This is a genomic window from Pseudoalteromonas caenipelagi (assembly GCF_013140855.1).
Classification (GTDB): Bacteria; Pseudomonadota; Gammaproteobacteria; order Enterobacterales; family Alteromonadaceae; genus Pseudoalteromonas; species Pseudoalteromonas caenipelagi.
Window position 1 is genome coordinate 190,442 of record NZ_JABBPG010000008.1, and the last position, 17,973, is coordinate 208,414.

Annotated in this window: 11 protein-coding genes; 9 read left to right on the forward strand and 2 right to left on the reverse strand. The window is 41.7% G+C overall.

The features are described 5' to 3' along the window. Nucleotides 1-292: 292 nt before the first annotated feature. From HG263_RS17350 to HG263_RS17370, 5 genes are all read left to right on the forward strand, one after another. Nucleotides 293-3,415: a glycosyl hydrolase family 18 protein gene (locus HG263_RS17350; protein ID WP_171627359.1), complete on the forward strand. Its 3,123-nt coding sequence runs from the start codon at nt 293-295 to the stop codon at nt 3,413-3,415. Nucleotides 3,416-3,459: 44 nt separating this feature from the next. Beyond that, the gene (locus HG263_RS17355; RefSeq protein WP_171627360.1) at nt 3,460-4,896 is read left to right on the forward strand and encodes a lytic polysaccharide monooxygenase; all 1,437 of its coding nucleotides are present in this window, start codon (nt 3,460-3,462) and stop codon (nt 4,894-4,896) included. A 116-nt stretch (nt 4,897-5,012) separates the two neighbouring features. Beyond that, on the forward strand, nt 5,013-7,472 hold the full coding sequence (locus HG263_RS17360; protein ID WP_171627361.1) for a glycosyl hydrolase family 18 protein: 2,460 nt from the start codon (nt 5,013-5,015) through the stop codon (nt 7,470-7,472). A gap of 328 nt (nt 7,473-7,800) precedes the next feature. Next, nucleotides 7,801-8,019, forward strand: a complete 219-nt coding sequence (locus HG263_RS17365) for a DUF2798 domain-containing protein (protein ID WP_171627362.1) — start codon at nt 7,801-7,803, stop codon at nt 8,017-8,019. Nucleotides 8,020-8,171: 152 nt separating this feature from the next. Beyond that, nucleotides 8,172-8,948, forward strand: coding sequence for a substrate-binding periplasmic protein (locus HG263_RS17370; protein WP_439331997.1), 777 nt, complete (start codon nt 8,172-8,174; stop codon nt 8,946-8,948). Here the strand turns inward: HG263_RS17370 and HG263_RS17375 are convergent. Next, complete coding sequence (locus HG263_RS17375; protein WP_171627363.1) at nt 8,925-10,442, reverse strand: phospholipase effector Tle1 domain-containing protein; 1,518 nt, start codon at nt 10,440-10,442, stop codon at nt 8,925-8,927. The two genes, HG263_RS17370 and HG263_RS17375, sit on opposite strands and share 24 nt — an antisense overlap. A 125-nt stretch (nt 10,443-10,567) precedes the next feature. On the opposite strand from HG263_RS17375, the gene HG263_RS17380 reads away from it, so the two are divergent. The 4 genes from HG263_RS17380 (at nt 10,568) to HG263_RS17395 (ending at nt 17,355) form a co-directional block, all read left to right on the forward strand. Beyond that, the gene (locus tag HG263_RS17380; RefSeq protein ID WP_171627364.1) at nt 10,568-12,523 is read left to right on the forward strand and encodes a RecQ family ATP-dependent DNA helicase; all 1,956 of its coding nucleotides are present in this window, start codon (nt 10,568-10,570) and stop codon (nt 12,521-12,523) included. A gap of 63 nt (nt 12,524-12,586) precedes the next feature. After that, complete coding sequence (locus HG263_RS17385; RefSeq protein WP_171627365.1) at nt 12,587-12,991, forward strand: hypothetical protein; 405 nt, start codon at nt 12,587-12,589, stop codon at nt 12,989-12,991. 22 nt (nt 12,992-13,013) lie between these two features. Further along, a complete protein-coding gene (locus tag HG263_RS17390; RefSeq protein WP_171627366.1) occupies nt 13,014-14,204 on the forward strand; it encodes an anhydro-N-acetylmuramic acid kinase in 1,191 nt (396 codons plus the stop codon). An 88-nt stretch (nt 14,205-14,292) separates the two neighbouring features. After that, nucleotides 14,293-17,355: a hypothetical protein gene (locus HG263_RS17395; protein WP_171627367.1), complete on the forward strand. Its 3,063-nt coding sequence runs from the start codon at nt 14,293-14,295 to the stop codon at nt 17,353-17,355. A gap of 53 nt (nt 17,356-17,408) precedes the next feature. On the opposite strand, the gene HG263_RS17400 is transcribed toward HG263_RS17395, so the two are convergent. Beyond that, nucleotides 17,409-17,939 carry a hypothetical protein gene (locus tag HG263_RS17400; RefSeq protein ID WP_171627368.1) on the reverse strand — a complete coding sequence of 177 codons (531 nt, stop codon included), beginning with the start codon at nt 17,937-17,939 and terminating at the stop codon, nt 17,409-17,411. Nucleotides 17,940-17,973: the final 34 nt, after the last annotated feature.

The following is a 17,973-nucleotide window of genomic DNA, read 5'->3' on the forward strand; positions in this document are numbered from 1 at the left end:
TTAAATTTATCTATATGACAAATTAATGTCACAACTGTATGTTTTTAGAATATATTTTATATATTTTTGTTAGCGGTTACATGAATTCAACTCATGTAATTACTGAAAAGAACGGGATGGACGAGAACTAGGTGTATAAATAAATTTATACGAAAATATTACTAATTTTATATGTTCATCACCTCTTCTTCGGTTGAAAACTAAACAAAACGTGATTGACGGTCTTTATTTATGTGTTAGCTTTAATGTTAATTTGTTAAACAAAAGTTACATGTAAAGGTCGGAGATAATCATGAGTTCACAAAAAATACTCAAGTCGGCGCTCAAGTTGAGCGCCTTAACTTTGGGGTTAATGGGCGCGCAGTCGTATGCTTACGATTGTACAGGTGTTACTGAATGGAGTGCTGGGATGACTTCCACTGCAGGTGACATCGTTCAGCAAAATCAAGTCGCTTATGAGGCTAAATGGTGGAATCAGACAGAACCTGAAACACATTCTGGTCCATGGCAAGAATGGTTAAGTTTGGGTGCTTGTGACAGCGTTGTCATAAATAAAGATCCTAAGATCAACCAGTTGAGCCCACTTGATGGGTCTGAATTTAAAGTAAATGACAGCGTTGCCATTGTTGCAAATGCAACTGATGAAGATGGTAGTGTGGCTAAAGTTGACTTTTACGTAAATGGCTCGCTTATCTTAACGGACACGTCAGGAACAAACGATAATTTTGAAGCTGCTTGGCAGGCTGAAGAAGGCACACATACTATCTCTGTTAAGGCGACTGATAATGAAGGCGCCGTATCAAGTATGCTTAGTCATCAAGTCATTGTTAAAACCGACACGCCTGTAAACAAAGCACCGGTTGCAGTGCTCAGTATTGTGAACATGCCGCCTGAGCTAGTGATTGGTTCAAGCGTTAAATTTGCTTTGTCAGGTACTGATGAAGATGGTTCAGTGAGTAAACTAAGCTTTGCTGTCAACGGTACTGAAGTTGTCGCCACAAATGGCACTGCAACGGAGCATACATGGCAAGCAACTGAGCTTGGTCAAGTTACCTTTACGCTTACAGTGACTGACAATGAAGGCGCAACAGGTCAGATCAGCAAATCAGTGAATGTCATTGACCCGAGTGCAGATGCGGATGCATGTAGACCAGAAGGGCTATATCAAACACCTGGTGTGAACACGCCTTATTGTACTATCTACGACCAAGACGGCCGTGAACTGATGGGCTCGGATCACCCTCGTCGTGTGATTGGTTACTTTACAAGCTGGAGAAACGGCGCGAATGGGCAGCCAAGCTATCTGGTTAAGGACATTCCGTGGGATAAGATCACACACATCAATTATGCGTTTGCCCATGTTGATGCAAATAACAAAGTATCGATTGGTGACCCTAATGCAGCAGGTAACCCTGCCACTAACATGGAATGGCCTGGCGTTGCAGGCGCTGAGTTAGACCCGAGCTTACCTTACAAAGGCCACTTTAACTTACTTAATAAATACAAAAAGCAATATCCAGATGTGAAAACGCTGATCTCTGTTGGCGGTTGGGCTGAAACTGGCGGCTACTTTGGGTCTGATGGTACGCGTGTTAAAAGCGGTGGTTTTTACACTATGACGACCAATGCCGATGGTTCAGTTAATCATGCTGGTATTGATGCATTTGCAAAAAGTGCTGTTGAGTTTATCAAAAAATACGGTTTTGACGGCGTAGACATTGACTACGAATATCCTTCTTCCATGGATGATTCGGGGCACCCTGATGACTTCCCTATTTCAAATGCGCGCCGCGCAGGTTTAAATGCGTCTTATCAAGTACTAATGAAACGTTTACGTGAAGAGTTAGACAAGGCGGGTGAGGCGGACGGTCAGCACTATATGCTTACTATCGCGTCTCCATCTTCAGGTTACTTGCTACGTGGTATGGAAACATTCCAAGCAGTTAAATACCTAGATTATGTAAACATCATGTCTTACGACTTACACGGTGCATGGAACTCACATGTAGGCCACAACGCGTCGTTATTCGATACAGGTGAAGATTCAGAACTGAAGCAATGGAATGTATACGGCACCAAAGAATTTGAAGGTATTGGCTACTTGAATACGGATTGGGCGGTGCGTTATTTCAGAGGTTCAGTCTCTGCAGGGCGTATCAATATTGGTATTCCTTACTACACCCGTGGCTTTCAAAATGTGCAAGGTGGTACTAATGGCCTTTGGGGACAAGCAGCGTTATCAGACCAAACTAACTGCCCTCCAGGAACCGGCAAAGGTGACAAGAACAAATGTGGTAACGGGGCTGTTGGTATCGACAACCTATGGCATGACAAAAATGATGTAGGTCTAGAAGTGCCAGCTGGTTCTAACCCACTTTGGCATGCTAAAAACCTGCAAAAAGGGGTAATGCCTAGCTATGCTTCAGACTACGGCCTTGATCCAGAAAACGACCCAACTGATCAACTGACAGGTACTTATACACGCCACTATGATTCTGTTGCCGTTGCGCCTTGGCTTTGGAATGACCAGAAAAAAGTTTTCATCTCAATAGAAGATGAAGAATCTATGGCCACCAAAGTGGATTACGTCATTAATAATGGCTTAGGTGGGATCATGTTCTGGGAGCTTGCTGGTGATTTTGATTACGATGCCTCTAAAGGTGAATACTTTATGGGTTCAAGCATGACGTCGCTTGCTTATAACAAGTTCAACCAAAACGGCTCTAAATACAATGTGCATCAGGGAAATGTTAACTTCCAGTTACCTGAAAAATCGGTGGATGTTAGTTTTACTGCGAAAGATTTCCCGCTGGGAGATGCTAACTATCCAATTAGCCCAACTTTCTCATTCAAGAACAATTCTGAGATTGATTTAACTGGTGCGAAGATTTCGTTTGATGTGCCAGTGGCAACCTCTGCAATTTTCAAATCGAATTGGAATGCAACGGAAAAGCTGAAAATGGCAGTTGACGCTAATGGCTCAAATGCTGCGGGTAATAACATTGGTGGGTTTGAAAACGAGTTCCACCGTTTCTCCATCACGCTGGTGAATGAGTGGGGCAGTGTACCTAAGTCATTTGCACCGGGTGAAACGGTTAATGCACAAGTGATGTACTACATGCCTATTTCAGGTCCAATCAACTTTGTAGTTGAAAAGGATGGTAAACAGTACGCCTTCAAGTCTGAGTATCCAAAACTACCAGAAGCAAAGCCTGGTGACGGTGGTGGTGACCCAGTGAATACGTGTGAAGGTACACCAATTGAAGACATCGTTGTTTATCCAACGCTACCAAGAGGTACGCACGCATCGGGAGGTGATTTAGTACGCCAAGGCCAAGCAGTTTATAAAGCCAAATGGTGGACTAATCAAGCGCCAGAGGGCAGCAGTGATTACCAGAAGGTATGCAGCCTTTAAAGATGTAGGGCAGCCTCGGCTGCCCACTTAAGGAGAAAACAACGATGAACAAGATGTTAGTTAAAACCCCATTATTATTGGCAACGGTCAGCACAACATTATTGAGTACCTTGAGTTTTAACGTGAATGCTCATGGCTTTATGGACTTTCCTAAAGCGCGCCAATCAATCTGTGAGGCTCAAGGTGGTTATTGGTGGCCAGAAGATGGCTCAAATATTCCTAACCAAGCATGTAGAGCTGCGTTTTTAGAGTCTGGCTACGTACAGTTTATTCAAGAGCACGAGTTCTCGGTTAATACCGCAAACTATAACGATCAAGCAGCTGTTGAAGCGAATGTGCCAAATGGCTCTCTGTGTGCTGGTGGAGATAACGCTAAGCGGGGTATTAACCTGCCTTCGACACATTGGCAAAGTACTGAAGTAACTCCGAATGCCAACGGCGAGATAGCGGTCCGCTTTAGAGCAACCACGCCACACAACCCAAGCTTTTGGAAGTTCTACATCACCAAACCAGAGTTCAACAGAGCAACAGATACACTGCGTTGGGAAGATTTAGAACTCGTTACTGAGCTTGGCAATGTAGAGTTTGTGAAAGACCCTGATGGTAAACGCTTTTACGAAATGAAAGTGTCTATTCCTCAAAATCGCGTTGGGGATGCCATTTTATATACCCGTTGGCAGCGTATTGATGTGGTTGGTGAAGGCTTTTACAACTGTAGCGATATCACAATCATGCGTGATACAGGCCCTATTAACTGGACAAGTGCGGGATACTTTGTTTCTCAAGGTCAACAAGCACAAGTTGGTGATACTGTTTGGGCTCGTGTATTTGACGGTACAGGGAAGGAGTTGGTGAGTACTTCGTTGAAGGTAACTGACTTCAATCATGGCAATTGGGCTGAACAACTGGCACAAATGCTCAACCTTGACCATGCCAGTGTTATGCAAGTGGGCGTTAAACAAAGTGACAATAAGATAGTATTCGACCCGCAGAACCTGCTATCAAATGAAGTGTTTGTGAGTAATGAAAATTATACTTACAACCTGACTATTCAAGCTGCACCGGATAACACGCCACCAAAAATTAACCCAACAGATCCAATCGTCATGGACGAGTTATCAGCAGCGACCTTGCATGTTCATGCATTTGATGATGAACAGCAAGATTTGACTTATCAATGGCAAGTGCCCAGTGAGTTGTCTTGGACTGGTTCTGGCGCAACCATCGAAATCACTGCACCTGAGGTATCAGCAGACACTCAATACAGCATCACTGTAACGGTCTCTGATGGCCAGTTAAGTACTACAGCACAAGTGTCAGTGACAGTAAAAGACAGTGATCAGTCTCAGTACCCAGAATGGAGCCCAAGTAAAACCTATGTCGGTGGCGATAAAGTGTCTCATAAAGGGAAAAACTACCAAGCAAAATGGTGGACTCGTGGTGAAGAGCCAGGTTCTGCATTGGTTTGGTTAGCGCTGTAAATATGATGCTCCGCTACTTTTTAAGTGTCGGAGTCAGTGTTAGTCGTAAATTATTGGTACAACAATCATCCGCCTGAATGGGTTGGATACAACATGTAAATAAGGTTGAGAAAGAAATGAAAATGAAACATTTAACGGCCGCGGTGGCCTTAGCGATGACGTCGGGAGTTGTTATAGCTGCACCTTCTACACCAAGTTTAAGCTGGGAGGCTCAGCAGTATTCTTTTGTTGAGGTAAACCTCGATGGGCAGGGCTCGTACAAAGATTTAGTTAACGCCAAAGAGCAAGTTAACATTAGCATAAAATGGAATGCATGGAGTGGTGCTGGTGGCGATGGTTACAAAGTATTTTTTGATGACAAGCTGGTTAATGAAGGCTCTTTACCTGCTGGTACCAAAAGCGGTGTAATTGAGTTCCCTTATAGCAGCTCTGGTCGTCACACTTTGTATGTTGAACTGTGTGAAGGTAGCACATGTGCTCGCAGTGCTGGCAAGCCGATTGTGATTGCCGATACTGATGGCGGCCATTTAGATCCACTGCCAATGAATGTTAATCCAAATAACAAAAATTATGGTACTAACCCAAATTATGTAACGGGTGCATACTTTGTTGAGTGGGGTATATATGGTCGCAACTTTGACGCTACAAAGATCCCTGCGCAAAACTTATCACACTTACTTTACGGCTTCATTCCAATCTGTGGTGCAAACGAGTCGCTTAAAGAAATAGAAAATGGCAATAGCTGGCGCGCGTTACAAACTGCCTGTGCGGGCTCTGCGGACTATGAAGTGGTTATCCACGACCCATGGGCTGCTATTCAAAAAGCATTACCTGGCGTTGACTCTAAAGACCCTATAAGGGGTACGTATGCTCAATTAATGGCACTGAAGCAACGTTATCCAGATCTTAAAATTTTACCTTCAGTGGGTGGTTGGACTTTATCAGACCCATTCCACGGATTTACCAATAAAGCAAACCGCGATACGTTCGTAGCATCAATGAAAAAGTTCCTAAAAACGTGGAAGTTTTATGATGGTGTTGATATTGACTGGGAATTCCCTGGTGGTGGCGGTCCAAATGGCAACTTAGGTGACCCAGTTAATGATGGTCCTGCATATGTAGCACTAATGCAAGAGTTACGTGCAATGTTGGATGAGCTTGAAGCGGAAACTGGCCGTCAGTACCAATTAACTTCTGCAATAGGTACTGGTTACGACAAGATTGAAGATGTGGACTATCAAGCTGCTTCGCAATATATGGACTACATCTTTGCCATGACGTATGACTTCTATGGTGGTTGGAACAATGTAACAGGTCACCAAACAGCATTATACTGTGGCTCACATATTAGTACTGATGAATGTAACGGTACAGGCGTTGATGATAATGGTGAACCTCGTAAAGGTCCTGCATATAGCACTGACAATGCAATTAAACTATTGCTAGCTCAAGGTGTTGACTCTAAAAAGCTGGTGGTTGGCGCAGCAATGTACGGTCGTGGCTGGGAAGGTGTGATGGAGGCAAATGCAACCATTCCAGGTAACCCAATGACGGCGCCGGGTAACGGCAAATTTACAGGCTCTACAACGGAAGGTGTTTGGGAACCAGGTATCATGGATTACAAAGGGATTGTTGCAAATCTTTTAGGTCCAAACGGTACCGGTATCAATGGTTTTGAAGCAGGTTATGATGAGCAAGCTGAGGCCGCTTATGTGTGGAACCGCAGTAATGGTAAGTTATTAACCTTTGATAGCCCTCGCTCAGTGAAAGCCAAAGGTGGTTATGTAAAAGTCAATGATCTAGGCGGTTTATTTGCATGGGAAATTGATGCTGATAACGGTGATATCTTAAATGCAATTCACGATGGACTTGCGGGGGATGTACCTCCTAATCGTGCGCCAGTTGTGTCAGTTGATAGCCAAGTAACTATCGCTAATGGTGGTACTGCCACTGTGACTGCCAGTGCAACTGATGCCGATCGTGACCCTCTCACATACTCTTGGAGTGCGGATGCAGCGCTTAGCTTAGCAAACGCAAATTCTGCAAGTGTGGTTGTGACGGCGCCAACACTGACCTCTGATGCGAGCTACACATTAACGGTCACTGTGTCTGACGGTACGACGTCTGTTTCTAAAGATGTCACTGTGACAGTAAGCACAGCCGCGAATAATGAGCCTGTACTTGCACCTATTGCAGATGTAAGTGTAGAAGAAAACATGTCGGTGAATGTTAACGCTGTGGCAACTGATGCAGATAATGATGCATTAACCTATACGTGGAATGTACCTGCAGGCCTATCGGTATCAGGGTCTGGTGCGAGCGTCAGTCTAAGTGCTGGTGAAGTATCACAAGATACAACTTATACAGTATCAGTGTCAGTATCAGATGGCACTGCAAGTGTTTCACAATCGTTCCAAGTAACCGTAACAGATAAATCTGGCCCAGTAGATACGTGGGATCGCAACAAGGTTTATGTTGGTGGTGATACGGTTGTATATGGTGGTAAAAACTACCGTGCTAAATGGTGGACGCGTGGTGAAGAACCAGGCAAAGCACTAGTATGGCAAGCTTTATAATTAGGCTTTACATCTGAAATGGTTGACTCAAGGATGAGCACTGCCAATTAAAGCTAACACAACGCCAATCGAAAGATTGGCGTTTTTTATGCCCAACATTAACGGGCAATAATACTTAATTATTTTGACCGACAAAACCTGACACTAACGACGTTAAAACTTCCTCATTTAGGACAAAAAAGAGCGAAGCTTTTAATTGTCTCTAAGGAGCTTACTTGGTTAAGTAGATTGGTATAAAGGTAAAGGTTTGCTTGCGCACAAGGTATAGGCTTATAATCAGCGGCGATTTTTACGTTTAAGTGATTATGTCCATTCGACAGAGCGTGCTATGCCAACTTTAAAACACCGTATTACATTTACACTGCTGTTGTCTTTTTTCCTATCCGTTTTAATGACGCTTTGGGTAACCTATATTAACTTAGGAATAACTTCACACTTTTTACTTAATTGGGGAAAGGCATTTATATTAGCTTGGCCGGCAGCAGCCGTTGTGTCATTCTTTAGTGCGCCCATTGCACAAAAGTTAACAAATAAATTAATGTCTTAGGTATAAGTTTAGTCGTCTCTTGTAGTTTGTTGACAGCCGGATTAATTTTGTCTCGAACAGCAAAAGCTTGAGTTTCGTCTCTTCACGTTGGTAATATTTTGGTATTATCCCATAATAGATTGAGCGTCCTTGGTTACGGTTGATGTATTAAGTTGTATTACAAATCTTGTTTAATCATACTGTTTTTTGCTTCTATTCAATGTCTTGCCTGTGAGCGAACATTTAAAGTTGGCGTAGGTACTTCATGGCCTCCTTATGTGATGTATGACGGAGAGCGATATTTTGGTATGGATATCGAAGCAACTCAATCAATCTTTAATCAGGCTGGTTTGTGTATTAACTTCGTCAAGCTACCGTCCTCTGCACGGGGAATCACAGAGCTTGAAAAAGGTTTCATTGATATTCTCCCCTCCGCGAGTTATAACGAGCAAAGAGCAAAAATAGCGTATTTCAGTGCTGAATATCGGCGTGAAAAAATGCGTTTGTTTACAATGACAACGATGGACGAAGTTAAAAATTTAACGCAGTTGTTTACCAAAGGATATTTGTTTACCGCCAATTCGGGAGCGTTTTATGGCGAAGAGTTGGCCGACATATTACGAATTGAGCGCTTTAAAGAGAACTATTTTGAAGTAGCAAGTTTATCGCAACGAATGGAGTTGGTACGTCGAGGTCGTGTGGACTTTCTTATCGAGGATGAGGCCAGCGGGATATATTACAAATACTTGCTAGGGTACAAAAAATTGCGTATTCACCCTTATGTTGTTCACGATAATGGCATTCACTTTATGCTCAACAAAGATGCCTTTAATATAGAGCAAATTGCCCAGATAAACAGGGCAATTAGCGCTATGGACAAGCAACTGAAAATTATTGAAGACAAGTACCTAACGAAGTTGGAGCCGTTATCCCAAGCGCACCACTTCTAATTCAATTGCTCCTAGGTTTAGCCCATAATCACCGCATATGTCGTTGGCAAAGGGTGTAAATTCACCATGTTGATTGACTTTTATATCCCCTCCGCCATTAAGAGAAAAAGCTAAACTATCGTTGGCGTTGATACAGCCAACCAAAGAAAACCATGGGCGTCCCGGCAAGCGTTTAAATGGTTCCATAAGTTCTATTGGCAGCTGTTTAACGCCAACTGTTCGGTTATCACGATGCCAGCCGCTTGCCGTGACTTTCATGTCTCTATCAAACCAAACTTGCGAATCGGTTGGATTAATACGATACGTTGCCCCCTTTTCTAGCCAAAGCCCTGTGTGGTTATAAGGTTCACAGGCAAACACTTTGATACGCATTGTCTCGCCAACTTGTAGAATATTGAGTTGCTGCGTCGGAAGTTCAATATGAGGATTAATTCCCTTACACTGAAGTAGTTCTCCATTGGCATATTCTAAGCAGTGTTGCAGTCCTTTGAGCGACTCAGGGCGGTAACTACTGCTGTTGTATATGCGTTTTGCAACGCTGTGGTGGATAATAGGCGGTTTATCGCTGACTTGGTTATTTTGCATTACAACACATAATCGGTGAGTCGCTTTGAAGTTTATATTCCCCCAGAAGTAGTCATGCTGGTGGCTTGGTGCAAGTGCGTCAGGCTTAATCGCTAAGTCATCTGCATCTATTAGCAATTCTCCATCATGTGGTAATAAGTCAGCGTAGTTAACCTGTTCGCGAGTGAGAACATTGACATTGAGAGGTTGTACGAGCAACCACTCAAGGGTGTATCGCAAGCAGATATCTGAAAGGCCACTGCGGTAAAAGCCACCACCGATATCTGAGTGGCTGCCCGCAAACCAAAGTTCGTGCACTTGCGGTGCATGATTAAATAAAGTCGCTTCAAATGCTCTTCGCTTATCATCTAGGCTTACACAATGCAGCGCGGCTGAGACATTATTGGCGACATCATGATCAGTAAATATGACATGCTCGGTACCACAGGCCGCTTTGGTGATTTTACTAAAGCCGATGGATGCGATGGTATCAAATACGCATAAGAACACATTGCTGCTGACATGTTTTTCAAGGCATTTAGCAAATCGCCTTGCCAGTGCGGCTCCGCGACTAAAACCAATGAGTAAAACCTGAGCACCACTGTCATAATTCTTTTCAAAATCTTGCATTGCCTGAGACAAAATACTGGCAACGTCACTACTTTGTGGAGCAAGTATTTGATTTAATATTTTTTTTACGGCACTACCTTGGTTGCCAATACCGCTATAGTAAAAGCACTTTTGATTTGCAAAGTGACTTTGTGCGTCCGGATGTATTCGTCCGCCAAGTAACAAATGTAGTTTGAGTACATTACTAATTTCACAATCTTCTTTAAATTGCTCTGCACTATACTGCTGTGCATCACGAGGTTCGCTACCTGTACCGTCAAAACTGAAAACCAATAGGGAAGGGGTGGAAGGATTAGACATGGTTTTCTCCTCTTATACACAGTGATGATTTGCTAAAACGCACAATAATTGGCGCATTATCGTTAATGCTAAACACAAAATATGATACTTTTAAGTCAAGTAATTACACCAATCGAGGCCTCCCTATGGAGCACGGACAGCAGTTGCTAGAAAGCTTATCGCAACATTTTGGTTTTGCCAGTTTTCGACCAGGACAATCGCAAACTATTTCTCAGTTATTAGCAGGGCACTCATCGCTTGCTATTTTTCCAACGGGTTCAGGGAAATCTTTGTGCTACCAATTAAGTGCTTTACATTTACCCTATTTAACTCTGGTCGTGTCGCCTTTACTGGCATTGATGCACGATCAGGTCATGTTTTTGAACAGTAAAAGCATAAGCGCAGCAACGCTAGATTCCAGCCAGTCAACAGAGCAAAGTCAGGCGGTAATGCAGGGAGTTAGTAGTGGTGATATCAAAATTTTAATGGTGTCGGTAGAGCGTTTTAAAAATGAACGCTTTCGTGAGTTTATCAAACAAGTCAAAGTGTCAATGATGGTAGTGGATGAGGCGCACTGTATTTCAGAGTGGGGACACAACTTTAGGCCAGACTATTTAAAGTTGCCAGAGTATCGACGTGAACTGAATATTCCTTTGGCGCTGTTGTTAACTGCAACAGCAACCAAAAAAGTTAAGTTTGATATGGCGAAGCGCTTTGATATTGCGCCTGAGCATATTGTACAAACAGGCTTCTACCGTTCTAATTTAGATTTATCTGTGTTGAGTGTCAAAGAAAGCGATAAGCTACAAACGTTATTGCAATTGGTGCGAGGCTATCAAGGTGCAGGCATCGTTTATGTGACATTGCAGCAACAAGCCGAACAGGTAGCAAAGCAACTGCAAGCAGCAGGTATAAAAGCCGCAGCTTACCATGCTGGGTTAAAGGATGAGCTGCGCATGCGTGTGCAACAGCAGTTTATGAGCAACGACATTCAGGTTGTTGTTGCAACGATAGCTTTTGGTATGGGAGTCGACAAGTCAGACATTCGTTTCGTGATACATCATGACTTACCCAAATCAATTGAAAACTATAGCCAAGAAATTGGTCGAGCTGGAAGAGATGGTGCACAAGCATACTGTACAGTGTTAGCTAATTTAGACGGTGTAGCAACGGTTGAAAACTTTGTGTATGGAGACACACCAGAGCGAAGCGGGATTGAAAAAGTTATTTCGCAGTGTTTACAAGAGCAAGTGGGTGGAAAATGGGAACTACAAGAATTGCCGCTTTCTAAAGTCAGTAACATACGTATATTGGCTTTAAAAACCTTATTGGTACAGCTTGAACTGCTTGGCGCAATCAGCGCTAAATATTCTTACTACGCTGATTTTAGATTCAAGTTTACTACCAATGAAGCAAAATTACTCTCCCAGTTTGACCCCACTAGGCAGGCTTTTTTGAAACATATTTTTATGTATACACAGTTCAAAAAAGTATGGGGAACAGTTGATATGCAGGCGCTGGTTGGTTCAGGAGTTGATAGGCAAAGGGCGGTAGCTGCACTTGATTATTTGCATCAACAGGGTTTGATAGAGCTTGAAAGCAAGCGTATGGTTCAGGTTTATCAAGTCAATCAACAAACGCTCAGTCAGCCTCACCTTGTCGACACTTTATACACCTACTTTAAAGACAAAGAGCAAGCAGAATTAAAACGCATTGCGGCTATGTTGCGCTTTTTTGAACTTGATAGATGTTTAAGCGCCAATTTAGCGTATTATTTTGATGACAGTGATGTGCCAACCCATTGTGGGCATTGTAGTGTGTGTAAAGGGCTGGTGGCTTCATTAACGCGCAGCCAAGCACTTGCATTACCTGATGATGACATATTGCGCAATTATGTGTTTGCATTACAAAAGCACTTACGCCAAGGTGGTATTGTGGCTAGTAAAGAGACCATTATTCGCTTTTTAGCTGGGGTAACTACGCCATTTATTAGTCAATATAAGCTCAAACAATTACCAGGTTTTGCATGTTGTGAAGGAGTACGCTTTTTAGAAATTGCCAGCAAGGTTAAACAATTAGCGTTGGCCCACGACGCAAATTAACCTGCCTTGGCTCAGGGTGTATTCATTAATGATTTGGCAGATTAGCGCCTTTAGGAGGACAGTATGAAATCTACTTTGCTATTCGTTTTATTGTTAATAAGTTATCAGATACACGCGCAAGACTTGGTTTATAGATTTGATAATAGCATTACAAAGTTACCTAATAATGCATTTACCAATGAGGCTCGTAAATACCCTAAACAGGGAGATTTTATGGTGCAAACTTTTTTTCCTATGAGCACTGAGCAAGGTGATAGAGCCGCCTTGGTTACTATTAAAAATGTTAGCAGTGGTAAACGATTTCTTGAAAACTCCCATGTAATGGCATTATTGGCCGATGGGCAGCGTATTACGCCTTTCATGAATGCGGATAAATACGCGATAAGTGCCAACGATACATTAACGCTGACATTAGAATTTGGTCGTCACAATTACCCCATTGTGAGCCTATACACTTCTAACAATTAACAAGACGAGTAAATTTCCAGTCATGCATCCACATATTAAAAAGCTTTATCTAAGTGCAGAAAAATCTGAGCGGTTGATTATCGGGCTGATGAGCGGTACTTCTTTGGATGGGTTAGACGTGGCTTTATGCCGAATAAGTGGCCATGGTCGTAATACCAGTGTGACTGTTGAGGCATTTACAACCTGTGACTATCCCCAAAGCGTAAAAGACAAAATAACGCGTGTGTTTGCAAAGCAAACGGTAAACCTTGAGTACCTAACCTTACTAAACCCGTGGCTTGGGCAATATCATGGTCAACTGATCAATCAATGTTTGGCACGCTGGCAAGTAAGCCCTCAAAGCATCGATGTGATAGCCAGTCATGGCCAAACTATATTTCATTGTCCAAAGCATCAACATAGTCATAATGAGTTTGGTAATGCCACCTTACAAATAGCAGATGGCGATCATATTGCCATTACGACTGGTATTACGACAGTTTCAGACTTTAGACAGAAACATATCGCTGCAGGAGGAGAGGGAGCGCCACTTGCGCAATATGGTGATTATTTTTATTTTGCCAGTGACGATGAAAATCGTATTTTGTTGAATATGGGCGGCATTGCAAATTTAACTTATTTACCAAAAGCCGCGCAGCTTGATGATGTGGTATGCAGTGACTTAGGCCCCGGTAATACGCTTATGGATGCGTACATGCGTATGCACTTTGCAAAACCCTTTGATGACAAAGCAATAGTTGCAAAGCAAGGCAAGGTAAATAAGTCTCTTCTGAATGCACTTCTAAAAGACGCGTTTTTTAATCTCGACTTGCCAAAAACCACCGGCCCGGAGGTTTTTAACCTAGGTTTATTGACTTTGGCCCAAGCTCAGAGTCAAACACAGCAGCTATCCCACCAAGACGTAATGGCAACGCTCAGTGCTTTATCTGCACATATAATCGCAAAGCATATTAACGAGTTAGCGAGTGCATACACAACCGTCTATTGTAGTGGGGGTGGAGTGCATAATCCGTTGCTCATGCAACAAATACAGCAACAGCTGGGCACCCATATTTGTGTTAAAGGGAGTGATGTTTTAGGCATTCATCCTGATGCAAAAGAAGCGGTGTTATTTGCTATGCTCGCCAATGAATGTTTAGCTGGCGAGCAAACAAAACAACGATTCACTACTGCACCCAGCGTGACGATGGGTAAAGTCAGCTTTGCGGACTAATTGTGTTTGTTTCCTTAATAGGGAGGGTGTGGTACTTTTGTTTTTTTCTGCGAAATAAAATCACACTGTAAAGTGGGTGCTTTTAAATATGAAATATCAAGGAGTTTGTATGAGGTTCAGGGAGTTGGTTTGTTTTTTCACCTGTGTTTTTTCATGTATATCTATTGCGGATAGCTCGGTCGAAGTAGAGGTTTTAAAACACTACGGTAAAATGAGAAGTATAAAAAATGCACGTTTTATTGATTTAGATGGCAATGGTAATAAGGAAATAATATTTGTAAATGGTAGTTGGGCCATTTCTGTAGCTGAGTTAATGTCTGCTCAAGAGCAGAGTGATTATAACATAATAAGTAGTAAGGTTTTACCACAAGATGAGAATGTTGAGTCATTTGAAATGTTCTATGATGAAGCCTCTGATAATTACTTCGCTTTTGTTATTTCAACAAATCATGAAGTACACGTTTTCAATGTCACAGCAGATAAATATGTGACGAAAATAGAAAACGCGGTTGCCAGTAATGTTCGTTTTAAAGATATAGACAACGACGGCAATATAGAGGTTGTCTTACAAGACAGCAATACAGTCACGTTGGTAGATCCTAAAAACTATAACATCAAAAATAGCTTTCCTTTAGATGGTACTGATGTACATTTCTTAGTGGGCAATTTTACTGGAAAATATAAATCAGAGCTCTTGCTCGCTAATGGTAAATTGCTGGCTTTTAAAGATAATGAATTAAAAGAGATTGGTGAGTTATCGCTGAACTCGCACTTTTTCTTTGCAAAAGATATAGATAAAGATGGTTTTGATGATGCTGTATCTTCTCAATGTGCTGTGAACATAAAAACGAAATCTGTCATTTGGCCCGCAGGAAAAGAGCTTCAAGATTGTGTTGAAGGCACCAAAAACATAACACCTTTGACGAGCTCACCAAGCTATTACAACAATGAGTTGAATAACGCTAAGTATTTCTATTATTTAGGTAGACCATCCACATCATTTCATGTTGCCTATATGTCGATCAATTTATTCACTGGTGATTCTGCACATGTTATGAATACATTCACTGGGGGTTATTATCCAGAAGACCCTAATATACCTAATACGCTCATCGGTGTCGTTGATTTATATGGAAAAAATGAAGAGCAACTTGTTTCCACTACAACTAAGACTGCTGGGTGGTCGTTGACGGAGCTTAATATTGGTGAAAAGACCCTATTTGCGCAAAATGGTGGTGTTTCTATTAGTCAGGCTAATAATAAGTTAAATGTAATTGAATTAGACGCTCATATGAGTATTTTTTCTATCGGATATAGTTCATCCCTTTATGCATCTTCAGCATATCTTGCAAATGTGGATATAGAAACCAATGAGGTTCAATGGAAATCTGATAGTATCATTGGCAATGCACTTGGAAGTTATTTTTCTGATTGGGGAGGGATAGCAGTTGAAACAGGTATGCCAGGTCATATCTTTTATACGGTTACGTCCTATTATGAATCTTTTACAGCATTTTGGGGTTTAGATGGAAAGCCTGAAAGTCTAGCAAGTATCAGTGGCGAGTTTAAGGTGCTCGGTGATATTGATGGAGACGGTAAAACAGAATATGCCACGCTAGGTACTGAGCAAAGTAACAAAGTCAAAAATATTATAATTAAAAACATTACCGACTCTGAAATAGACTTTGACGTAACTCTAAAAACGCCGGTAACTAAAGGTATTTCAGAATGCCTACTATGTAGCGACTTGCGGGCAGTTGATTTTAACCAAGATGGTGTCAAAGAATTGGTTTTAACGCTGGACGGGATGACGACTATTTACGATTTGCTCAGCGGCGAAAATAGTTCCTTTGATTCAACGAACTATGAGCTGTTTAATGAGTTGAATATGCAAGGCATGACATTTCTATCGGCACTTGACAAAAACAATCAGCTCATTGTTTTGAATCAAAAAGGAAACCCAGTTAAAGCGCTGAACATATGTGACTCTAGAATTATTGAGTTAGAGCAACTTGTTGATAACAAAGTGCATTTTCTTTGCTTGGATACATTTGGTGTTTTTGATATCAAAACAGACACGTTAGTTTGGTCTAAAGAAATTCAAGGTTATGCACGCAGTTCTAAAATAGAACTGATAGAAAGTGATGTTTATTGGCTCATAGAGACGGTTATTGACAATATATTGTTTAAGATCAGTGGTACGCCGACAGGCTCGGTAGAACAATATAATCATGAGATGGCCCTGTATTCGAATACTTCAGCTGAACTCAAGTTGCTCGATGGTTTGCAGGATAAAGGGTATTTATTTTATGTATCTCAGGGTCCAAAAAATGGGAAAGTCACTTTTACTAATAGAAAGTTAGGTGAACTCATTTATAAAGCTGACAGTGAAAAAGATGGAAATGACAGCTTTACTGTATTAGCAACCAAAAATGGTGTCACAAAACTGGTCTTTAATATTTCAGTATTGGTTAGAGAGCCCTTAAGAATTATATCTGAAGAGTTCTCAACACATTGGTCAGATACACTTACATCAGAACTTGTTACCTCAGGTGTAAATCCAAAGGAAGTGACTTATAGCTTAGTACAAGCGCCGATGATGGGGCATTTTAAGTTTATCGACGAGCGTTCGAGTGAGTTTGTATACATACCGTCTGGTAATAGTATAGGTAAGGATGTAGTTGAAGTTGCAGTTGTTGACAGTCAAGGTACTATGTTCAAGAAAAGAGTTGATATAGTGCGTACCAACACTCCTCCTGTTGGCGTGGACTTAGAGCGAACGATAAGTAGTGCTGGCTTAGTAAGCATAACACTCGAAGCAAAAGATGAGGACACAGACTTATTGACATTTGAGTGGATAGAGAAGCCCAAGCATATCGATATTGCACTGAATAAAGAAACAGGCACGATGACTTTTTATGTACCAAGTAATAAGTTATTCACTGAGCAGTTGCAATATAGTGTGTTTGATGGTGTCGAGTATTCAGCACCCAATACCATCACTTTGAATATAGATACGCAAATTCAAGTTGAAAAAGCGGCATCAAATAACACAAAAAAAAGCAGTGGGAGCCTTTCTTACATTATGCTGTTATTACTATGTTACTCAGTTTGGAACGTAAGAGTTTTAAAAAATAAGAAAAATTTATAAGTTGAAGTTATCTGGCTGAACTCTCGTTCAGCCTTTTTAACATAAGCATCAGTTTAAAAAATTGCGAGTAAAGACGCCATTAGGTTAGTTGTATGGCGTTTTAATGCTGATGTCATAGAACCTGATATCAATGGGGGCTTGTGCGAAGACAATCCGTCACCTTGCACTGAACTGTTAATATATGCATTGTATTCAACCGAATTTTTTACCATACCATGACGCCCAATTAAGTTTAACTGCACAATATACTCACCTGATTCACCGTATCCTGTTAGATGTAAACTTTGGTGACCTGTTTCCAGCGCTTGTTTAGTTAATGGAGATTCGGCACTGAAGCTTGCATAACGCGCTTGGATTGGCGTTGCATATAAAGCAATCACATCTCCTAATTGAGCATCAAAAGGTAGCTCGCATAAAAATGACAGCCCTAAGGAGTGGTAATCTAGCTTTAGCGTATCGTACTGCAATGCATGCTGACATGCTTGATCTTCTGCATGTTCATCTAAGGCACGAGCTGAAAAGCTCAGCAGTACTGGCGGTTGTGTCATGGTCAAAAGTAATGGTTGATTTAAAGTGGGGCGCATTATTGCGCAATAAAATGACAGTTTTATGACTTTG

Coding starts and splice junctions, on each gene's coding strand:
- HG263_RS17350 (WP_171627359.1), top strand. CDS start 293: ATGAGTTCACAAAAAATACTCAAGTCGGCGCTCAAGTTGAGCGCCTTA.
- HG263_RS17355 (WP_171627360.1), top strand. CDS start 3,460: ATGAACAAGATGTTAGTTAAAACCCCATTATTATTGGCAACGGTCAGC.
- HG263_RS17360 (WP_171627361.1), top strand. CDS start 5,013: ATGAAAATGAAACATTTAACGGCCGCGGTGGCCTTAGCGATGACGTCG.
- HG263_RS17365 (WP_171627362.1), top strand. CDS start 7,801: ATGCCAACTTTAAAACACCGTATTACATTTACACTGCTGTTGTCTTTT.
- HG263_RS17375 (WP_171627363.1), bottom strand. CDS start 10,442: ATGTCTAATCCTTCCACCCCTTCCCTATTGGTTTTCAGTTTTGACGGT.
- HG263_RS17380 (WP_171627364.1), top strand. CDS start 10,568: ATGGAGCACGGACAGCAGTTGCTAGAAAGCTTATCGCAACATTTTGGT.
- HG263_RS17385 (WP_171627365.1), top strand. CDS start 12,587: ATGAAATCTACTTTGCTATTCGTTTTATTGTTAATAAGTTATCAGATA.
- HG263_RS17390 (WP_171627366.1), top strand. CDS start 13,014: ATGCATCCACATATTAAAAAGCTTTATCTAAGTGCAGAAAAATCTGAG.
- HG263_RS17395 (WP_171627367.1), top strand. CDS start 14,293: ATGAAATATCAAGGAGTTTGTATGAGGTTCAGGGAGTTGGTTTGTTTT.
- HG263_RS17400 (WP_171627368.1), bottom strand. CDS start 17,939: ATGCGCCCCACTTTAAATCAACCATTACTTTTGACCATGACACAACCG.